This is a genomic window from Bradyrhizobium sp. UFLA05-112, assembly GCF_053572325.1.
Genome location: NZ_JBANBK010000041.1, coordinates 58,256 through 76,050, shown reverse-complemented (window position 1 = coordinate 76,050; position 17,795 = coordinate 58,256). Strand labels below are relative to the sequence as shown.

The 17,795-nt window shown below is 62.8% G+C and carries 18 protein-coding genes; 7 read left to right on the top strand and 11 right to left on the bottom strand.

Translation table 11 applies throughout. The features are described from left to right. Together SO180_RS23350 and SO180_RS23345 are read right to left on the bottom strand one after the other, a co-directional pair. Window positions 1–1,149 (bottom strand): FMN-binding glutamate synthase family protein (locus SO180_RS23350; protein ID WP_449381183.1); only part of this gene is annotated, 1,149 nt, incomplete at its 3' end. Window positions 1,150–1,529: 380 nt separating this feature from the next. Beyond that, window positions 1,530–2,303 (bottom strand): ferredoxin--NADP reductase, encoded by a 774-nt coding sequence (locus SO180_RS23345; RefSeq protein WP_449381179.1) that lies wholly within the window; start codon window positions 2,301–2,303, stop codon window positions 1,530–1,532. A 368-nt stretch (window positions 2,304–2,671) separates the two neighbouring features. Here SO180_RS23345 and SO180_RS23340 point away from each other — a divergent pair, with 368 nt between their 5' ends. Further along, on the top strand, window positions 2,672–3,598 hold the full coding sequence (locus SO180_RS23340) for an ATP-grasp domain-containing protein (RefSeq protein ID WP_449381178.1): 927 nt from the start codon (window positions 2,672–2,674) through the stop codon (window positions 3,596–3,598). A 569-nt stretch (window positions 3,599–4,167) separates the two neighbouring features. Here SO180_RS23340 and SO180_RS23335 read toward each other — a convergent pair. Continuing rightward, a complete protein-coding gene (locus SO180_RS23335) occupies window positions 4,168–4,431 on the bottom strand; it encodes a hypothetical protein (protein ID WP_449381177.1) in 264 nt (87 codons plus the stop codon). On the opposite strand from SO180_RS23335, the gene SO180_RS23330 reads away from it, so the two are divergent. Both SO180_RS23330 and SO180_RS23325 read left to right on the top strand, forming a co-directional pair. Next, window positions 4,421–5,218, top strand: a complete 798-nt coding sequence (locus tag SO180_RS23330; protein WP_449381176.1) for a bestrophin-like domain — start codon at window positions 4,421–4,423, stop codon at window positions 5,216–5,218. The genes SO180_RS23335 and SO180_RS23330 overlap by 11 nt on opposite strands. Before the next feature lie 37 nt (window positions 5,219–5,255). After that, window positions 5,256–5,465, top strand: coding sequence for a hypothetical protein (locus SO180_RS23325; protein WP_449381175.1), 210 nt, complete (start codon window positions 5,256–5,258; stop codon window positions 5,463–5,465). 33 nt (window positions 5,466–5,498) lie between these two features. On the opposite strand, the gene SO180_RS23320 is transcribed toward SO180_RS23325, so the two are convergent. The 3 genes from SO180_RS23320 to SO180_RS23310 form a co-directional block, all read right to left on the bottom strand. Continuing rightward, a complete protein-coding gene (locus tag SO180_RS23320; protein WP_449381174.1) occupies window positions 5,499–5,720 on the bottom strand; it encodes a hypothetical protein in 222 nt (73 codons plus the stop codon). Window positions 5,721–6,533: 813 nt separating this feature from the next. Continuing rightward, complete coding sequence (locus tag SO180_RS23315; RefSeq protein WP_449381173.1) at window positions 6,534–7,451, bottom strand: amino acid ABC transporter substrate-binding protein; 918 nt, start codon at window positions 7,449–7,451, stop codon at window positions 6,534–6,536. Between the two features lie 12 nt (window positions 7,452–7,463). Then, complete coding sequence (locus tag SO180_RS23310) at window positions 7,464–8,759, bottom strand: dicarboxylate/amino acid:cation symporter (RefSeq protein WP_449381172.1); 1,296 nt, start codon at window positions 8,757–8,759, stop codon at window positions 7,464–7,466. A 212-nt stretch (window positions 8,760–8,971) separates the two neighbouring features. On the opposite strand from SO180_RS23310, the gene SO180_RS23305 reads away from it, so the two are divergent. The 3 genes from SO180_RS23305 (at window position 8,972) to SO180_RS23295 (ending at window position 12,325) form a co-directional block, all read left to right on the top strand. Beyond that, window positions 8,972–9,973, top strand: a complete 1,002-nt coding sequence (locus SO180_RS23305; protein ID WP_449381171.1) for an NADP-dependent oxidoreductase — start codon at window positions 8,972–8,974, stop codon at window positions 9,971–9,973. Between the two features lie 168 nt (window positions 9,974–10,141). Then, window positions 10,142–10,948, top strand: a complete 807-nt coding sequence (locus tag SO180_RS23300; protein ID WP_449381170.1) for a cysteine rich repeat-containing protein — start codon at window positions 10,142–10,144, stop codon at window positions 10,946–10,948. A gap of 237 nt (window positions 10,949–11,185) precedes the next feature. Beyond that, on the top strand, window positions 11,186–12,325 hold the full coding sequence (locus SO180_RS23295) for an FAD-dependent monooxygenase (protein WP_449381169.1): 1,140 nt from the start codon (window positions 11,186–11,188) through the stop codon (window positions 12,323–12,325). 259 nt (window positions 12,326–12,584) lie between these two features. Here the strand turns inward: SO180_RS23295 and SO180_RS23290 are convergent, their stop codons facing one another. After that, complete coding sequence (locus SO180_RS23290) at window positions 12,585–13,097, bottom strand: MarR family winged helix-turn-helix transcriptional regulator (protein ID WP_449381168.1); 513 nt, start codon at window positions 13,095–13,097, stop codon at window positions 12,585–12,587. Further along, on the bottom strand, window positions 13,087–13,719 hold the full coding sequence (gene maiA / locus SO180_RS23285; protein WP_449381167.1) for a maleylacetoacetate isomerase: 633 nt from the start codon (window positions 13,717–13,719) through the stop codon (window positions 13,087–13,089). The genes SO180_RS23290 and maiA overlap by 11 nt, the downstream gene beginning before the upstream one ends. A gap of 208 nt (window positions 13,720–13,927) precedes the next feature. On the opposite strand from maiA, the gene gtdA reads away from it, so the two are divergent. Further along, entirely contained in the window at window positions 13,928–14,968 is a 1,041-nt protein-coding gene (gtdA, locus tag SO180_RS23280) for a gentisate 1,2-dioxygenase (protein WP_449381166.1), read from the top strand. A 116-nt stretch (window positions 14,969–15,084) separates the two neighbouring features. Here gtdA and SO180_RS23275 read toward each other — a convergent pair whose 3' ends face one another. From SO180_RS23275 to SO180_RS23265, 3 genes are all read right to left on the bottom strand, one after another. Continuing rightward, window positions 15,085–15,912: an ABC transporter permease gene (locus tag SO180_RS23275; protein ID WP_449381165.1), complete on the bottom strand. Its 828-nt coding sequence runs from the start codon at window positions 15,910–15,912 to the stop codon at window positions 15,085–15,087. Next, a complete protein-coding gene (locus tag SO180_RS23270; RefSeq protein ID WP_449381182.1) occupies window positions 15,905–16,678 on the bottom strand; it encodes an ABC transporter ATP-binding protein in 774 nt (257 codons plus the stop codon). Before SO180_RS23270 ends, SO180_RS23275 begins: the two co-directional genes overlap by 8 nt. Before the next feature lie 92 nt (window positions 16,679–16,770). Beyond that, entirely contained in the window at window positions 16,771–17,775 is a 1,005-nt protein-coding gene (locus tag SO180_RS23265; RefSeq protein WP_449381164.1) for an ABC transporter substrate-binding protein, read from the bottom strand. Between the last annotated feature and the right edge of the window lie 20 nt (window positions 17,776–17,795).

The window sequence follows — 17,795 nt, the reverse complement described above, 5'->3', positions numbered from 1 at the left end:
GATGCCGACCAGCGCATTGTGCACGAAGTTGACGCCCTCGCGCATCGGCATGCCCAGATGATCCATGAACTCGAGCGGCGCGGCGCCGGTGCCGCCTTCATTGCCGTCGACGACGATGAAGTCCGGATAGATGCCGGTCTCCAGCATCGCCTTGCAGATCGCCAGGAACTCCCAGGTGTGGCCGATGCACAGCTTGAAGCCGGCAGGCTTGCCGCCGGAGAGCTTTCGCATCTCGGCGACGAATTGCATCATCCCGATCGGGGTGGAGAAGGCGCGATGCGAGGCCGGCGAAATGCAGTCCTCGCCCATGCCCACGCCGCGGATCTTTGAAATCTCTTCGGAGACCTTGGCAGCCGGCAGAACACCGCCGTGACCGGGCTTGGCGCCCTGGCTGATCTTGAGCTCGACCATCTTGATCTGGTCTTCGGTCGCGACGCGCGCGAACGCGTCCGGATCGAAGGTGCCATCGAGATGACGGCAGCCGAAATAGCCCGAGCCGATCTCCCAGATGATGTCGCCGCCCATCTCGCGGTGATAGGGGCTGACCCCGCCCTCACCGGTGTCGTGCGCGAAGCCGCCTCTCTTGGCGCCGGCATTGAGCGCGCGAACGGCGTTGGGGCTGAGCGCACCAAAGCTCATGGCCGAGATGTTGAATACCGATGCGGAGTAAGGCTTCGCGCAGTCCGGGCCGCCGATCGTGATACGGAATTTCTCATCGGACCGCGTCTTCGGCGAGACCGAGTGATGCATCCATTCATAACCCTCGCGATAGACATCCTCCTGTGTGCCGAAGGGCCGCTTGTCGAGCTGCATCTTGGCGCGCTGGTAAACCACCGCGCGGGTATCGCGCGAGAACGGCATGCCGTCCTTCTCGCTCTCGAAGAAATACTGCCGCATCTCCGGGCGGATTTCTTCGAGCAGGAAGCGCATATGTGCCGAGATCGGGTAGTTGCGCAGGACCGCGTGGCCCTTTTGCAGGAGATCGCGGACGCCGAGCAGCGTGAGGCCGCCGAAGATCACGATGGGAATGATCAGGATGTCGAAAATCTTGCGATCGGCGATGCCGAAGCCGATCAGGAGAGCGGTGACGACCGCGCAGATCGTCAGCACGATGAAGCGCGGCGAGAATGGAAGCAGCAGGGTCTCCATGGTCCCCTGCTCCAGGGCCCCACGGACCGATTTCGGCGCTTTGCTATTTTCGTCGGCCACGATCACATCCTCTCATCGAAACGACGGGGCATGATACGCCCGCGTCCCGTTTACGGATATGACGCGGCTTCTGTTTCAGGCTACCGAATTCGACCAGCGCAAATCAATCCGCAGGGTGGGCGGGCTGCTGCAGTGCAATAGACGGGATCCATAATCACAGGGAGTGGTTTGGCGAAGACCCGCAACCACCATCTCGCGCCACAACTCCCGCCTGGGCTTTGGGCCCCGGGCTCGCGCGGAGCCTGTCATCGGGCCGCGCGTCGCGCGGACCCGGTGGCGCGTCCCGGGATGACGATGGGTAGGATCGCGCCGCGCGGAGATCAGCGCTCCACGAAGGCCTTTTCGATCACGAAATGGCCGGGCTCGCTACCGGAGCCTTCGGTGAAGCCGCGACCTTCGAACATGCCGCGGAGCTCTTCGAGCATCGCCGGGCTGCCGCACATCATGATGCGGTCGGTCGCGATGTCGAGCGGGACCTGGCCGATGTCGTTGAAAAGCTGCTCGGAGTTGATGAGGTCGGTGATGCGGCCACGGTTCCGGAACGGCTCGCGGGTCACGGTCGGATAGTAGACGAGCTTCTCGGAGAGCATCGGCCCGAACAATTCGTCATCGCGCAAAGTCGCGACGAGCTGCTCGCCATAGGCGAGTTCCGAGACCTGGCGACAACCGTGAACCAGCACGATGGTCTCGAACCGGTCATAGACGTCGGGGTCCTTGATCAGGCTCGCGAACGGCGCAAGGCCGGTGCCGGTCGACAGCAGGAGAAGCCGCTTGCCGGGAATCAGGTTGTCGGCAACGAGCGTTCCGGTCGCCTTGCGGCCGACCAGGATGGTGTCGCCTTCCTTGATCTTCTGGAGGCGCGAGGTGAGCGGGCCGTCCTGAACCTTGATCGAGAAGAACTCGAGCTCCTCCTCGTGATTGGCGCTCGCCATGCTGTAGGCGCGCAGCAACGGACGGCCGTCCACTTCGAGGCCGATCATCGCGAACTGGCCGTTCTGGAACCGGAAACCGGTGTCGCGAGTGGCACGGAAGCTGAACAGGGTATCGGTCCAGTGCTGGACGGAGAGGACCTTCTCTCGATAAAACGCGCTCATGTGTTTCGATATTCCGAATCTATACGGTTTTGAACAAAAGCGTTGCCCGGCCCCTTCAACGTGGGGCGAACACCACTGTCATGGCGGATGATTTCGCGTCTCTGATTTACGGCATTGAGGTCAATAATCAACCTCGTTCGCGCAGCAATTGATGCCGATCAAACTGGCATTTCCCGTTGATTTGTCAGGATAATTAACGATTTTCTCTTTTCAGGCCGCATCGCAGCAATTTCTTTGCCCAAATGGCCCGCAAGGCAGCACTTAATTTCCGTTTCGCTCGCGAGAAATTCATTAAGAATAGCTCTGCTTTTGGCCATGGCAGACCGCCGATTCCGGCATGAAGCGACTTTTTTGGCGGGACAAGCACGATGCCAAGCAATGAACGGATATTCGTCCAGGCAATACGAAGCTATTGCGCGCGGCATGGGATCGCCATCGACGTGCGCGCGGAAGGCTGGCTGATCGCGATGGGCTGGGGCGAGACCCGCCGCTTCGCCTTCGGCTACGATATCGGTCTCAACAGCGCGATTGCGCATCGCCTCGCCAACGACAAGTCGGCGACATCGGAGGTGCTCGCCCTGACGGGCGTGCCCGCTATCGCCCATCACCTCTTTCTCAACCCGACGCTGGGGGAGCACGTCGTTGGACCGCGCTGGTGGGAAGCGATGCTTCGGCTCGTGATGCAGAACCCGCAAGGGCTGGTGGTGAAGCCCAACGAGGGCACGGCAGGCCGGTCAGTTCTCAAGGTAACGAGCAGCGCCGAACTCGAACGCGCCGTGAGCGAGATCTTCGCGATGAGCCTCGGCCTCGTGATCGCGCCCTATGTCGAGATCGAGGACGAGGTCCGGGTCGTTCTCCTCGATAAGACACCGCTCGTGGTCTACCGCAAGGAGCGGCCGTCGGTGGTCGGCGACGGCGTGCAGACGCTGCGCGAACTGGCGGGCACGATGCCCAAGGTGAAGCTGGATGATCTCGACGCGCATGCGCTCGACACCGTCGTGCCGAACGGCGAGCGGCGCGTCCTCACCTGGCGTCACAATCTCGATGCCGGCGCAAAGCCTGTCCTCATCGAGGGTGGCGAGACGCGTCGGGTGTGCGCAAAGCTCGCCATCGACGCCGCTGGCGCCATCGGCATCACCTTCGCATCCATCGACCTCGTCCGTGTCGACGGCGCGTGGCAGGTGCTCGAGATCAACTCCGGCGTGATGATGGAGGTGCTGGGGAAACTGTATCCGGACCTGGTGCAGGCGACGTACGACGCGGCGCTGGATCGGGTGTTTGGGAGAGAAGGCTGAGCGCTACGCACTCGCTGCCATCCCTTCTCCCCTTAAATCAATTAAAACAACAACGTCGACCGTCTGTGTCTACCGTTGTATCCCGATCCGACGGAGCTGTGAAAAGGCCGCTGAACCCTTCAGTTAGGGCTCGTGTTTGCCGGTGTGCGTTGATCGGATACCCCGGCGCAGCGCTTCCAAAGCGATGCGGGCGTGGCGCGCAGCCTCGTGATTGCCTGCTTTCTCGATGTGCTCGATCGCCCACATCAAGTATTGCATGGCGGTCTCGGCAGGAGGGTCAGGGGTCATTGAGGCTATCGGGGCCGCGTCGTTGGGATTGGCGTTCTACATCACGCAGTCTGTACACCTCCCGTCTCTTTAGACGAGAATAGGCGATTTCGGATATAGCAACAGTGCTTGGTTGCCATTCTTTCCTGGCACCGTAGTTCCACGCTGCTCCGGTTGAGTATTCTGCTACATTTACTCCGCGAGGCCCCAGCGACCACGGATGGTCTCGCCCTCGCTTCCTCCCGGGGTTCTACGTTTCGGAACCTGCTCCCCGCCCTTTGCTCATCTTTCCCGTCTGCAACTTACCCATCTTTAAGTTGGACGCTGGTCGGTGAAATGCTCGAAGCCGAGGTGGCAACGGAGAGAAGGAAGCTGCGATAGACACTCCCGCACGCTTTTCGCGACATGGAAAGCTCTGTCCAAAAGTGAACAAAACGCACTTGCGAGCTTCGCGCCGGGCTCTTGGTATCAAGCCGGTCGTCATCGAATTCCATGCTTTTGCCAAGAGCTTTGGTCACCAATAGCGCCGGAGTTCCAGAATGGAAATCGCGCGCAATGATCTTCATGTTTTTTGCCGTAGCGATCGCGGCCGTGTTCTTCGTTGGCTCGATGATTTCTCTGAACTTCGGCCGCCGCCTGGGTTTGCGCTATCGCAAGCATACAAACGGCGAAAGCACCGCTGGCCTGTCAACGGTCGAAGGAGCCATCTTCGGTTTGATGGGTCTGCTGCTTGCTTTCACCATTTCGGGCGCTCTGCAACGATTTGACGACCGGCGGCAGTTGGTACTTCAAGAAACGACGGCGGTGGCTGCCGCATATGACCGGACAGGTCTCTTCGAGAGAGATACGGCCCACGAACTCAGAAGCAAGCTCAAAGATTACGTCCGTGCTCGCGTGGACCTCTACCGCATGCAACACGATTTCTTGCTCTGGAAGAGGATGGAGGATTTCTCCCGCGAGCAGCAGAGCCAACTGGTGCAGTTGAAAGAAGGCCTTTGGAATGCGGCGTTGGCGGCTTGCCCGAAGAGCGATTACCAACCCGCCTGCTCATTGACCTTACCTGCATTGAACACCGCGTTTGAAATCGCCCGCCTCCGAGCGGGTGCTGCGGAAAAGCACCCACCGCAAATCATATACCTAATGCTCTTTGGGCTTGGCTTGGGCTGTTCGTTGTTGGCCGGGTTCGGCATGGCGGCGAGCGCGGCTCGAAGCTGGGTGCATATGATCCTGTTCGCCGGTGTTCTGACGGTCGCTCTCTACATCGTCACGGACATGGAATATCCACGGCTAGGTCTCATTCGGATTGAGAGCTTCGATCATTTTCTCGCGGATGCCTATGATCAGATGCGTTGAAGGATCATGGGGATCCTCTGGGGCGAGGAGGCTGGATATGGCAGGTGCCGCAGACCGCGATCCCCGACACCATACGCAGAAGATGCAGAAGGCCCTTCGGGATATCCGGAACCATCTGCGCGAAGACATTCAGAAGTTCGACGAACCGCAGTTGAAGGCGATGTTCGAGACATCCGCCGAGGTCTTGAGCGGGCTCGAGAAGGCTTTCAAGGACTACGAACAGAAGAACGAAAAAGCCTGGCGCTGACAGAACTCGGCGCCGCGACACCTGCGGCGGGCCTCATTCCTTGTTTTCACGAAACGCTCTGACCTCGGTTCGGATGGATGCACTCTCGAAGACGGCCCGACGAAGTTCCCGTCGCTCGAAATCGTTATCCGCATGAAGCAAGCGGCAACGGCGTTGGAGGTCACGGCTTTCCTCGATAGCAAGCCGGGCGCGTTCGAACAGTGGATCGGTCATGTTTCGGACAATGATCGCGTCGCGAGCTAGTTGCCATTGCATAAGCTAATCCGCTTGGCATTGTACGAAGCAGCGGCCTCAGTGCACTTTTCCCGTCAACGGGTTCCTCGACCGGCAACCATTCTCTGATCGGTGCGTTGTTTCGCATCACCGGCTCGGCTTTGCCCGTGGGCGTCGGTGGCTGAGAGACCAGTAGCGCTCCCGCCTGCATAGGATAGGGAGCGCCGCCGATCGCCGATGCGCTAGAGGACGCCGACAGGCTGATTACCCGTGCCGCGGCGGCAATCTCGGAAGCCAGGCGACTAATCGAGGAAAGCCGCGAGTTGCATCAACGGGCCGAGGTTCGGCTGAGACGCTTGTATTTCCGCGCCAGCTTCCACCCCAAGACCATTAAGCTCCTTTCGCCGCTGGATTTTCCTGATCGGCGACAACCTTATCGGGCGTCTTCGGCCCTGGGCGATTGAGCCGCGCAATCTGGCACTCCGGCGCGTGGGCCCTCTGCGCGCGAGACTGCCCACTTCGCGCAACTTCTTCGCGCGAGCGACTCGCAGTCGCCAGAACCGCGCGTTCCATAAGCGCGCCTGCACGATGCATTCGTAGACCTGGCGCTGGATCAGCTCGCTATCCCGAATGGCCCTGTCCGCGCGTTTTAGTAGTTCGTCCATACGCCGATAATCGGTGCGGGGCGAATCGTTCCTAAAAATTGAGAAGGTTTGTGAACCGGTCTTCTGCGGCCTACCGGTTTTTCGCAGGCAATTTTGGCAACAACCGACTTCGCTTCGCGAAGTTACCCTCTTCCAAAAGGGGAGAGGGTGCAGCCGGATTGCGGCCCGATCATTCCGCAGCGCAAGCGCGCTAATTGTTTGCCCCCGGCGAATCGTCCATGGCCTTGAAGGCTTCCTCGAGTTGCAACGAGATCGGCACGTTGAGCCTTTCGCCGGTCGGAAGCCGTGCCACGAACCATTTGTTGTAGAGCGGGACGAGGTCGTGGTTGGAGCCGAGCTTGCGGAAGGTGCGCTCGACCACGGCTGAGAGCTGCGGCTCGCCCTTGCGGAACATGATGCCGTAGGGGTCGTAGGACAAATAATCGCCGGTGACGCGGAACTTGTCCTGCGCCTTGTGGCGCACGATCAGGCCGTAGAGCAGGATGTCGTCGGTCGCGAACGCGTCGGCCTTGCCGTCCGCCAATATCTGGAACGACTGCTCGTGATCGGGCGAGGCGATGATGTTCAGGCCGAGCGAGAACTTCTTGTCGACCGCATGCATCGCCTGCTCATTGGTGGTGCCCTTGGTGACCACCACCGTCTTGCCCTTGAGGTCGGCGACGGCAGACACGTTGGATGCCTTCGGCACCATCAGCTTGGTGCCGGCAACGAACATCAGCGGTGAGAACGCGACGCGTTTGCCGCGTTCGGCATTGGCCGTGGTCGAGCCGCATTCGAGGTCGATCTTGTTCTGAAGCACGGCATCGATGCGGTCGTCCGAGGTGACCTTGACGTACTCGATCTTGAGATCGGGATCGTCGACCTCGACGCCGATCTCCTCAACGATCGCCTCGCAGAGCTCGAGGCTGTAGCCGATCGGCCGGCCCGCCTGGTCGAGGAAGGAGAACGGCGGCGAGCTTTCGCGATAGCCGAGCCGCACGACGTGACTGTTCTTGATGGCTGAGAGCGTGGGGCTGAGCCCTTCGCTGCCACCGATCTGCCCCGAGGCGCCGGTTGCCAGCGCGCATGCCAGCAACAGGCCCGCCGATATCGCCGATGTCAGGCGCATGACGCGCTCCTGTCAGTGGCCGGCCATCGCGGGCACTTCGCCGGGTACCATGTCCGGCGTGGGCGCCTCGCCCGGTCCGAGCGCATGCTCGGGCCCGAGCTCGCCTTCCCACTTCGCGACCACGGCGGTGGCGAGCGAATTACCGATCACGTTGGTGGCGCTGCGCCCCATGTCGAGGAAGGTGTCGATGCCCATGATCATCAACAGGCCCGCCTCGGGGATGCCGAACTGGGAAAGCGTCGATGCGATCACCACGAGCGAGGCACGTGGCACGCCGGCGACGCCCTTGGAGGTGATCATCAGGGTTGCGAGCATCGCGAGCTGGGTCGCGAGCGACATCTCGATGTGATAGGTCTGCGCGATGAAGATGCTGGCGAAGGTGCAGTACATCATCGTGCCGTCGAGGTTGAAGGAGTAGCCGAGCGGCAGTACGAAGCTCGATATGCGCGAGGAGGCGCCGAACTTGGTCAGGCCCTCCAGCGTCTTCGGATAGGCGGCCTCCGAGCTCGCGGTCGAGAACGCGATCATCAATGGCTCGCGGATCAGCCGCAGCAGATGGGCGTAGCGCGGTCCGATCGCGACGAAGCCGACGACGACCAGGATGGCCCACAGGATCAGCAGCGACAGGTAGAAGCCGCCCATGAACACGACGAGCTTCCACAGCACGAGGAGACCGTTCTTGGCGACGGTGGCGGTGATCGCGGCCCAGACCGCGAGCGGCGCGAACAGCATCACATAGCTCGTCACCTTCAGCATGATGTGGGAAATGTCGTCGATCAGGCTGAGGATCGGCTTCGAGCGCTCAGGCATGGCGCCCATCGCCACCGAGAAGAACACGGCGAAGATCACGATCTGCAGGATCTCGTTCTGCGCCATCGCGTCCGCGATCGAGGTCGGGATCAGATGGGTCAGGAATTTCTCGATCGAGAAGGCCGAGACGGGCAATCCCGTCGACTGCCCCTTCTCCGGCAGCGTTCCGGGGAAGTTCGCGCCGGGCTGGAGCAGGTTGACCATCACGAGGCCGAGCAGCAGCGACACGAAGGAGGCGCTGACGAACCAGCCCATGGTCTTGGCGAAGATGCGCCCGAGCCTTGCACCCGAACCCATATGTGCGATGCCGCCGACCAGGGTCGCGAACACCAGCGGCGCGATGATCATCTTGATCAGGCGCAGGAACATCATGGCGATCAGGTTGATCGAGGAGGCCCACTCGGCACGGGTGTCGGGCATGAAATTGTAGATCGCCGACCCCACGATGATGCCCAGCACCATCGCGACCAGAATGTATTGCGTAAACCTGTTCGACATCGCTTACCCCCACGTACACCGGCGCTTCACAGTGTCGCAGATTTTGACAGCGACGCAACACGCTTGGCGAGCGCTCGCGTTGGCCGGATGTTCCCGTTGTGAAAAAGGGTGGAGCGATCTAGCTTTCACGCAGCGCACAACGGATGCGGCTTGCATGATTTCTGCGCGGCACCTGCATCAATAAAAGTCAAACAATTGAAGAGGGGACTACCATGAGCGGGACCGTCAATCGCCAGATCCTCCTGGTCGAGAAGCCGAGCGGCAAGCTCGGACCGGAGCATTTCAAGATGGTCGAGGGCGCCGTGCCGGAGCCGAAGGACGGCGAGGCGCTGTTGCGCGTGCGCTACATCTCGCTCGATGCCGCCAACCGTGCCTGGATGCATGGCGCGACCTATCGTTCGGCGGTCGAGGCCAACAGCGTGATGGCCGGCGGCGCCATCGCCGAGGTCGTCAGCTCAAAGGCAGCGGGGATCGCAGCCGGCGACATCGTGTTCGGCGATACCGGCTGGCAGGACTACGCCGCGGTGCCCGCAAAGCATCTCACGAAAATGCCGAAGCTCGAGCCGCTGACGCATCTGCTCAGCGTGTTCGGCATCGCCGGCCTCACCGCCTATTTCGGCCTGCTGGAGATCGGCAAGCCCAAGGAAGGCGAGACGGTCGTTGTCTCGGCCGCCGCGGGCTCGGTCGGATCGATCGTCGGACAGATCGCCAAGATCAGGGGATGTCGCGTGATCGGAATTGCCGGCGGCGCAGACAAATGCAACTGGCTCACAGCGGAACTCGGCTTCGATGCCGCGGTCGACTACAAGGACGGCGCGGTGTTCAAGGCGCTGCGCGCGGCTGCACCTGATGGCGTTGACGTCTATTTCGACAATGTCGGCGGCGACATTCTGGAAGCCTGCCTGCCACAGATGAACAATTACGGCCGCATCGCCTGCTGCGGTGCAATCTCGCAATATGACCGCGCGCCGTCCGCGCATGGCCCGCGCGGCGTGCCCGGCTTGATCGTGGTGAAGCGGCTCGTGATGCAGGGCTTCATCGTGACGGACTATATGAGCCGGAGCCAGCACGCGCTCGCCGACCTGCAAGCCTGGGTCAAGTCGGGACAGTTGAAGGTGCAGGAGGACATCATAGACGGCCTGGAGAACACGCCGCGGGCGTTGATCGGATTGCTTGCGGGCGAGAACCGCGGCAAGCGTATGGTCAAGCTCTGACGATGTTGTCCCGCCACATTCGGCGGGCACAATCTACTTGCGGTAGATGCCAAAGCGGCCAATGATGCCGTGCGCGAGATAGCCCTCGCGCCGATTGCGATCATATGACTTTTTTCGAAGCTCCGATTTTCAAGGCATGGGCTTCACCAAGGGCAGGAATTGGCGCAAATGTTCAATAGCTCTGGAATTGTCGCAACGCGCAGCGCGTTGCTGGCGGCGGCTCTCTTCGCAACTGCAGCACCGATCTTCGCGCGGGCCCCGACCGACGCACAGAAGAGTGCGATCCGGTCCGCATGCCGGGCCGACTATCAGGCGCATTGCGCGAGCGTGACGCCGGGCGGTGCCGAGGCACTGCAGTGCCTGAACAAGAACATGCCGAGCCTGTCGTCGGCCTGCCAGAGCGCGGTGCGCGCGATCGAACCGGCGGCTGCGCCGAAGACCGAAGCCGCACCGGCCGCACCGAAGGCTGAATCGGCGCCTGCCGCCGAACCCGCCAAAACGCCCGCCACGACCGAAGCACCCAAAGCCGAGGCGCCCAAAGCTGCCGCGGCCAGGCAGCCGAGCAGCGCACAGGTCTCCGCGATCAAGAGTGCCTGCCGCTCCGACTATCCAAAAGTCTGCGCCGGCGTGCCGCCTGGCGGCGCGCCCGCGCTCGAATGCCTGGAGAAGAACAAGGCGAGGGTCTCGCCCGCCTGCGCAAAAGCGGTGAGCGCCGCGACCGGCGGTGGCGGCGCGTCAGCCGCCGCAGCGCCCACGGGCGCGGCTCCCGCGGCAGCGCCAGCGGCCATCGTCCTGCGGCCGTTGCGGCCGCGCGAAGAGCTGCTCATCGTGCGTTCGGCATGCGGCGGCGACGTCCGCACGCTGTGCGCAGGTGTGGCGCCGGGCGGCGGCCGCATCGCGCAATGCCTCGCGACCAATGCCGGCTCGCTGTCACCCGCCTGCAAGGAGGTCCTTGCCCCCTTCGCTGCGCGCTAGGATCGCGCTAGGATCGCACAACGCCGCGCATGGCCAGTTCCGCGCGGCGATGTCTGGCGGCGTGCGCAGTCGCTGACACCACAGAGAGGTTGCTGACTCTTCGATTTTGATCACGACAAGACCGGGAGGAGGAACGAACGCATGGCCCTTGTCGATCATTGCTCTGGCGCTGCGGACCAGAGCAGATCTAGCCCCTAGCTCGAATAGCAAGAATACTTTCAATCAGGGAGGACGACGTTGCGGATCGCCGTGATCGGCGGGGGGCCTGGCGGGCTCTACTTCGCCTATCTCTGGAAGAAGCGTCACCCCGACGACCAGGTCGACCTGTTCGAGCAGAACCCGGCCGACGCGACCTGGGGCTTTGGCGTGGTGTTCTCGGACGAGGCGCTGGAGTTCCTGCGCGCGGACGACCCCGAGACGGTCGACGCCATCGCGCCGCACATGGAGAGTTGGGAGAACATCACGCTGAATCTGGGCGCGGACAGCGTCGCCATCGACGGCGTCGGCTTTTCCTCGATCGGACGGCTCGATCTTCTGAAATTCCTCCAGCAGCGCGCGCTCGATGCCGGCGTCACACCGCGCTTCGACACGCAGATCCATTCCATCGATCAGCTCAACGGCCATGATCTGATCGTCGCCGCCGACGGGCTCAACTCGCTGGTGCGTCGCTCGTACGAGGGCGATTTCGGCACCTCGCTGTCCTACTCCTCCAACAAGTTCGTCTGGTACGGCACCTCGAAACGCTTCGACACGCTGTCACAGACCTTCGTGAAGACCGATCGCGGCGCCTTCAACGCCCATCACTACCGCTACTCGCCGACCATGAGCACCTTCCTGGTCGAGTGCGACCATGCCACCTGGCAGGCCTACGGTTTCGCCTACAAGGACCTCGAGCAGTCAAAAGGCGTCTGCGAGGAGGTCTTTGCCGATACGCTCGGCGGTCACTGTCTGGTCTCCAACAAATCGGTCTGGCGCAATTTCCCCTGGGTCTGGAACGAGCACTGGTCGTTCAAGAACATGGTGCTGATCGGCGACGCGCTGCACTCGGCGCATTTCTCGATCGGCTCAGGCACGCGGCTCGCGATCGAGGACGCAATCTCGCTGGTGAAGGCGCTGGAATCCGACGCGCATCTTGCAACCGCGCTGCACCGCTACCAGGCCGAGCGCAAACCAATCGTGCAAAAGCTCGTCAGCGCCGCGCGCACCTCGGCCGGCTGGTACGAGCACTTTGCCGAACACATGAAGCTCGACCTGATGGAATTTGCCTATAGCTACATCACCCGCTCCGGGCGGATCGACGATGCGCGCCTGCGCCATATGTCGCCGGCCTTCATGGCGCGCTACGAGGCGGAGAAGAACGGCGGGAGTCCGGGATGAGGGGCGAGGTGCGTGACGTGTACTTGGCAGCCACATCCTCAGTGTCATCGCCCGCCTTGTGCGCAATTGCGCACTGGGGCGGGCGATCCAGTATTCCAGAGGCGGCGACGAATACGGAGAAGCCGCGGCGTACTGGATTCCCCGCTTTCGCGGGGAACGACACCTGAAATTGCCACGACGGCGCGGCCCCAATCTCAGCGTCGCCCCCGGGACGACGTCGGTGGTGAGGCGCAAGTGCAACCTCACTCGCATCGCCCCCTCACCCCGCCTTCCCCAGATGTTCCAGCGCGTCCTCGGCGCGAAGGGGGACGCGGGAGGCTTCGTTGTTGAGATCGACGAGTTGCACGAGCAGCGTCATCAGGGTCTTGCGGTCGCCGGGCTTGAGCGGCTCCAGCATGCGCGCCTGCGCGCGCTCGACCGCTGGGATGATGTCCTTGAGGATCCCTGCACCCTGCCTCGTCAGATAGAGCAGCTTGATCCGCTTGTCCTCGGGCGCCGGCTTGCGCTCGATATAATCCTTGGCCTGGAGCCGCTCGATGACGCTGCCGAGGGTCGAGCGGTCGAAGGCGATCACCGCGGACAGCCGCGTCGCGTCGATGCCGGGATGGGTGTGGATCGCAACCAGCGCCGCATATTGCACCGGCGTCAGGTCGAAGGCCTTGCACTCCTCCATGAAGATCGAGACCGCGATCTGCTGCATGCGCCGGAACAGATAACCCGGCGCGGCATAGACCGCGTCCATCGTGATCGGAGGGGCAGGCTTACTCGGCATCGGGCTGCTTCTCCGGCACCGCATTGGCGAAAGCCGGCAGCGCCTTCGCTGCGGCTTCCGCCTTGAGCAGGCACGGATAAGCCGAGACGTCGACCCCGAAGCGGCGGGCATTGCCGAGCTGCGGCACCAGGCAGAGATCGGCGAGCGTCGGCGCGTCGCCGAAGCAGAACGGCCCCACCTCGTCTTTCACCAGCATCTCGCAGGCCGACAGCCCCTCGCGATTGACCCAGGCGGCCCATTCCTGGACCTTCTCCTCGGCCAGCCCCAGTTCGCGCAGGCGCGCCAGCACTTTCAGGTTTTGCACCGGATGGGTGTCGCAGGCGATGGCCAACGCAAACGCCCGCACCTTGGCGCGGCGCAGGCTATCCTTCGGCAGCAGCGGCGGATTGGGGTGGGTCTCGTCCAGCCATTCGATGATGGCGAGCGACTGCGTGAGGATTGTGCCCGCATCATCCTCCAGCGTCGGCACCAGGCCTTGCGGGTTGATGGCGAGGTAGGCGGGCGCGCATTGCTCGCCCTTGCGCAAATGATGCGGCAGGTGAGCGGCGGTCAGCCCCTTCAGGTTCAGCGCAATCCGCACCCGATAGGCCGCGCTGGAGCGGAAATAGCCGTGCAGCTTCATCGGAACCCTCCCATGGATTTTCTTGCACGTCATTCGGGGGCTCGCGAAGCGAGAACCCGGAATCTCGAGATTCTCAGGTGCGCAATTGCGCACCGCAGTTCGCCCTGCGGGCGCCCCGGAATGACGCCATCTTCATGGCGGCCATCAAGTTGACGCTACCTAGATTGGCAGTATACTGTCAATCTACAAAACGAACGGGAGGCTCGCCATGGAAGCCGTAGCGAAGACGCCGGAACGCGAGGCGTTCTACAGGAAGATCGACGGCGAAAACCTCACCGCGCTCTGGACCGTGATGAGCGACTTGATCACGCCGGAGCCAAGGAGCGCCTGCCGGCCGCATTTGTGGGAGTTCGACGTCATCCGCGACTACATGACCGAAGCGGGCAAGCTGATCACCGCCAAGGAAGCCGAGCGGCGGGTGTTGATCCTGGAAAATCCCGGCCTGCGCGGGCAGTCGAAGATCACGACCTCGCTCTATGCCGGTGTGCAGATGGTGGTGCCCGGCGACGTCGCGCCTGCGCATCGCCACAGCCAGTCGGCCCTGCGCTTCGTGCTCGAGGGCAAGGGCGCCCACACTGCCGTCGACGGCGAGCGCACCGCGATGGAGCCCGGCGACTTCATCATCACACCGTCGATGACCTGGCACGATCATTCCAACGAGACGGATGAGCCGATGTTCTGGCTCGACGGCCTCGATATCCCCCTCGTGCAATTCTTCGACTGCTCGTTCGCTGAAGGCGCCAAGGAGGATCAGCAGAAGATCACGAAACCCGCTGGCGACAGCTTTGCGCGCTACGGCCACAATCTGCTGCCGGTCGACATGAAGCGGTCGTCGAAGACCTCGCCGATCTTCAGCTATCCCTATGCCTACACCCGCGAAGCGCTGGAAAAAGCCAGAGCGCGCGAGGAATGGGACGCCTGCCACGGCTTGAAGCTGAAGTTCAGCAACCCCGAGACCGGCGACTACGCGATGCCGACCATCGGCACGTTCATCCAGCTCCTGCCGAGGGGTTTCAAGACCGCGCGCTATCGCTCCACCGACGCGACCGTGTTCTGCGCCGTCGAAGGCAAGGGCCGCACCCGCATCGGCGATGCGACCTTCGAATGGGGCCCGCGCGACCTGTTCGTGGCGCCGAGCTGGCACTGGGTCACGCACGAGGCCGAGGCGGATGCCGTGCTGTTCAGCTTCTCCGACCGTCCGGTGCAGCAGAAGCTCGACCTCTTCCGCGAGGATCGCGGGAATGCGTGACAAGACGATGCCGTAGGGTGGGCAAAGGCGCACTCGCGCCGTGCCCACCATCGATCCGCGTTACCAAGTGGTGGGCACGCTCCGCTTTGCCCACCCTACGGCTTTTGTGCCAACCCTCATCGCCAGTGCAGCAGCCGCGTTTCCAGCCAGTTGATGACCTTCCCCACCGCCAGCCCGAATACCGACAGGATCACCACGCCCGCAAGCAGCTGATCCGTCTGCATGAGATTGCCGGCCTGGAGCACGAAGGCGCCGATGCCGAACTGGGCACCGATCATCTCGGCGCTGACGACGAGCAGGAGCGCGACCGACGCCGTGATGCGGAAGCCGGCGAGAATCGAGGGCAGCGCACCCGGCCAGATTACCTTGCGCACGATGGTCGCGAACGGCACGTTGAAGCTCTGCGCCATCCGGATGAGGTTGCGCGGCACCGCATCGACACCGCTATAGACCGAGATCGCGGTCGAGAAGAACACTCCGAGCGCAATGGTCGCGATCTTCGGCTCTTCGCCGATGCCGAGCCAGAGGATGAGCAGTGGCAGCAGCGCGATCTTCGGAATCGGGAACAGTGCCGAGATGAAGGTGATGCCGACGCTGCGCGCGAGCCGTGAGAGACCAATGGCAAACCCGACGACAACGCCGGCCGCGGTGCCGAGCAGCCAGCCGACACCGATGCGCAGCAGCGAGGCCGAGAGATGCTGCCAGAGCGCACCGGAAGCCGCGAGCTCGTAGATAGCGCGTGCGATCGCCGAGGGCGCCGGCAGGAACAGTGGATTGACGAGGCGCGCACTGCCCGCGGCCTGCCAGAGCGCGATGACGAGCGCGAGCGCGACCCAGCCGCCAAACCGGCTGCTCGCCGGCACGAAGCCCGCGCCGCGGAAGCGCACCGGCCGCGTCACCGCCTCCTTCGTCTGCGCTTCTGCCCGGGTTGCGCGATCAAGCATGCTGAACCTCGCGCTCGGCATCGATCGCTTCGTTGCGGATCAGCGACCAGATCTGGTTCTGGAGCGCGAGCAGTTTTTCGCGCGCAGCAGCCTCGCCGCGTTCGGCGCGCGTCATCGGCACCGTGACGACCTCGCGAATGCGGCCGGGTCGCCGCGACAGCACGACGATGCGGTCGGCAAGCCGCGCGGCCTCTTCGAGATTATGAGTGACATAGACCGCGCCCATGCCGCCATCGGCGAGCAGGCCGACGAAATCCTCCATCAACAGCTCGCGGGTCTGCGAATCCAGCGCCGAGAGCGGCTCGTCCATCAAGAGGATGGCGGGTCTCACCGCAAGCGCGCGCGAAATGCCGACGCGCTGGCGCATGCCGCCGGAAAGCTGCTTTGGATAGGTCGTGCGAAAATCAGTAAGTCCCGTACGGCGCAGGGCATCGTCGACCTGTGCGCGGCGCTGTGCGGACGAAAGCTGGGTGTGCAGCAGCGGGAATTCGACGTTCTCCTCCACCGTGGCCCAGGGCAGCAGCGCAAAATCCTGGAACACGAAGGTCAGCGGATTGAGGCTGTCGGACGGCGGCGCGCCGCGCAGCTCCGCTACGCCGGATGACGGCAGCAGCAGCCCACCCAGAATCGACAGCAGCGTGCTCTTGCCGCAACCCGACGGCCCGACAATCGCCACCACCTCGCCCGCGCTGATGGTGAAGGACACGTCGTCGAGCACGGCGAGCTCGCCGAAGCGATGGGTGATGTGGTTGGCGATCAGGTCCATCAATCGTTGTCTCTTCTCACACCGTCACCCGGAAGTGCCGGAGCGCAGCGGAGGTCTCGAAGGGCGACGGGGATAGTGGGTCGCCTGGGGCATCAATCCGCCTTCACATAGTCCTTCGCGATGATCGCGTCCGCGTCAAAACCCTTGTCGGCAAAACCCTGCTCTTGCAGCCATTTGATCTGGTTGTCGACGTCCTTGACGTCCAGCTTGCCGTCGGGATCGATATAGGCGCAATTGCCGACCACCTGCTCGACCGGCAGGTTGGTATACTTGGCGATGATCTCAAGCAGCGGCTTTGTCTGCTCGTTGATCGGCACGGTGCCATTCTTCATCGCAGCCAGGATGACGTCGTGATATTCGCGATCGGCTCTTGCCAGCGCGCCGAGCAGCTTCGTCACCAACACTTTGTTGGCGAGTGTCTTGGGCGAGGCGAACACGGCGCCGAGCTGCCAGGGCGTCTCGTCGCCGACCCAGCCAAGGAATTTCGCGCCGCCGTCATCCATCAGCTTTCGCGCGGTGGAGATGGGAAGCAGCGCGGCGTCGACCGTTTCGCCCTTCAGCGCCGCCGCCGCATTCGACAGCGATTGCAGCGGCACGATCTTCACGTCGGATAGCTTGAAGTGATATTTGTCCGCGAGCAGGCCGAGCGAATAGTGAAAGGATGATCCGACCTGCGTCATAGCCACTCGCTTGCCGGCGAGATCCTTCGGCGTCTTTAGCCCGGCCGCGTAAGCGTTGTTGCTGGCGAAATAGCCGATCAGGGGATAGCCGGCCTTTTCGCGGCTCATGCCGCCGATGACCTTCAGCGTGCCTTTGCCGGCGAGATTGTAGAGACCTGCGGTGAAGGCGGTGATGCCGAAATCAACGTCGCCCGAGGTGGTGGCGACCGCGATCGGCTGCGCCGCATCGAAGAACTTCAGCTCGATATCGAGGCCGGCGTCGCGGAAATAGCCCTTGTCCTGCGCGATGAAGACCGGCGCGGAGGACGACAGCCTGAGCACGCCAACTTTCGCCTTCAGCGCCTCCTCGGCCTGCGCTGCTGCAATCGTCGTCAGCGCCAACAAGCCTACACCCGCGAACCGCGCAACCCAACCCATCCGTCTTCCTCCGTCGTTTC

What these genes read in the sequence shown, in the direction of transcription:
- SO180_RS23320 (WP_449381174.1), bottom strand. Translation starts at nt 5,720, where the DNA reads ATGCAATGGCAACTAGCTCGCGACGCGATCATTGTCCGAAACATGACC.
- maiA (WP_449381167.1), bottom strand. Translation starts at nt 13,719, where the DNA reads ATGAAGCTGCACGGCTATTTCCGCTCCAGCGCGGCCTATCGGGTGCGG.
- gtdA (WP_449381166.1), top strand. Translation starts at nt 13,928, where the DNA reads ATGGAAGCCGTAGCGAAGACGCCGGAACGCGAGGCGTTCTACAGGAAG.
- SO180_RS23330 (WP_449381176.1), top strand. Translation starts at nt 4,421, where the DNA reads ATGATCTTCATGTTTTTTGCCGTAGCGATCGCGGCCGTGTTCTTCGTT.
- SO180_RS23335 (WP_449381177.1), bottom strand. Translation starts at nt 4,431, where the DNA reads ATGAAGATCATTGCGCGCGATTTCCATTCTGGAACTCCGGCGCTATTG.
- SO180_RS23345 (WP_449381179.1), bottom strand. Translation starts at nt 2,303, where the DNA reads ATGAGCGCGTTTTATCGAGAGAAGGTCCTCTCCGTCCAGCACTGGACC.
- SO180_RS23305 (WP_449381171.1), top strand. Translation starts at nt 8,972, where the DNA reads ATGAGCGGGACCGTCAATCGCCAGATCCTCCTGGTCGAGAAGCCGAGC.
- SO180_RS23325 (WP_449381175.1), top strand. Translation starts at nt 5,256, where the DNA reads ATGGCAGGTGCCGCAGACCGCGATCCCCGACACCATACGCAGAAGATG.
- SO180_RS23270 (WP_449381182.1), bottom strand. Translation starts at nt 16,678, where the DNA reads ATGGACCTGATCGCCAACCACATCACCCATCGCTTCGGCGAGCTCGCC.
- SO180_RS23275 (WP_449381165.1), bottom strand. Translation starts at nt 15,912, where the DNA reads ATGCTTGATCGCGCAACCCGGGCAGAAGCGCAGACGAAGGAGGCGGTG.
- SO180_RS23340 (WP_449381178.1), top strand. Translation starts at nt 2,672, where the DNA reads ATGCCAAGCAATGAACGGATATTCGTCCAGGCAATACGAAGCTATTGC.
- SO180_RS23265 (WP_449381164.1), bottom strand. Translation starts at nt 17,775, where the DNA reads ATGGGTTGGGTTGCGCGGTTCGCGGGTGTAGGCTTGTTGGCGCTGACG.
- SO180_RS23310 (WP_449381172.1), bottom strand. Translation starts at nt 8,759, where the DNA reads ATGTCGAACAGGTTTACGCAATACATTCTGGTCGCGATGGTGCTGGGC.
- SO180_RS23290 (WP_449381168.1), bottom strand. Translation starts at nt 13,097, where the DNA reads ATGCCGAGTAAGCCTGCCCCTCCGATCACGATGGACGCGGTCTATGCC.
- SO180_RS23300 (WP_449381170.1), top strand. Translation starts at nt 10,142, where the DNA reads ATGTTCAATAGCTCTGGAATTGTCGCAACGCGCAGCGCGTTGCTGGCG.
- SO180_RS23315 (WP_449381173.1), bottom strand. Translation starts at nt 7,451, where the DNA reads ATGCGCCTGACATCGGCGATATCGGCGGGCCTGTTGCTGGCATGCGCG.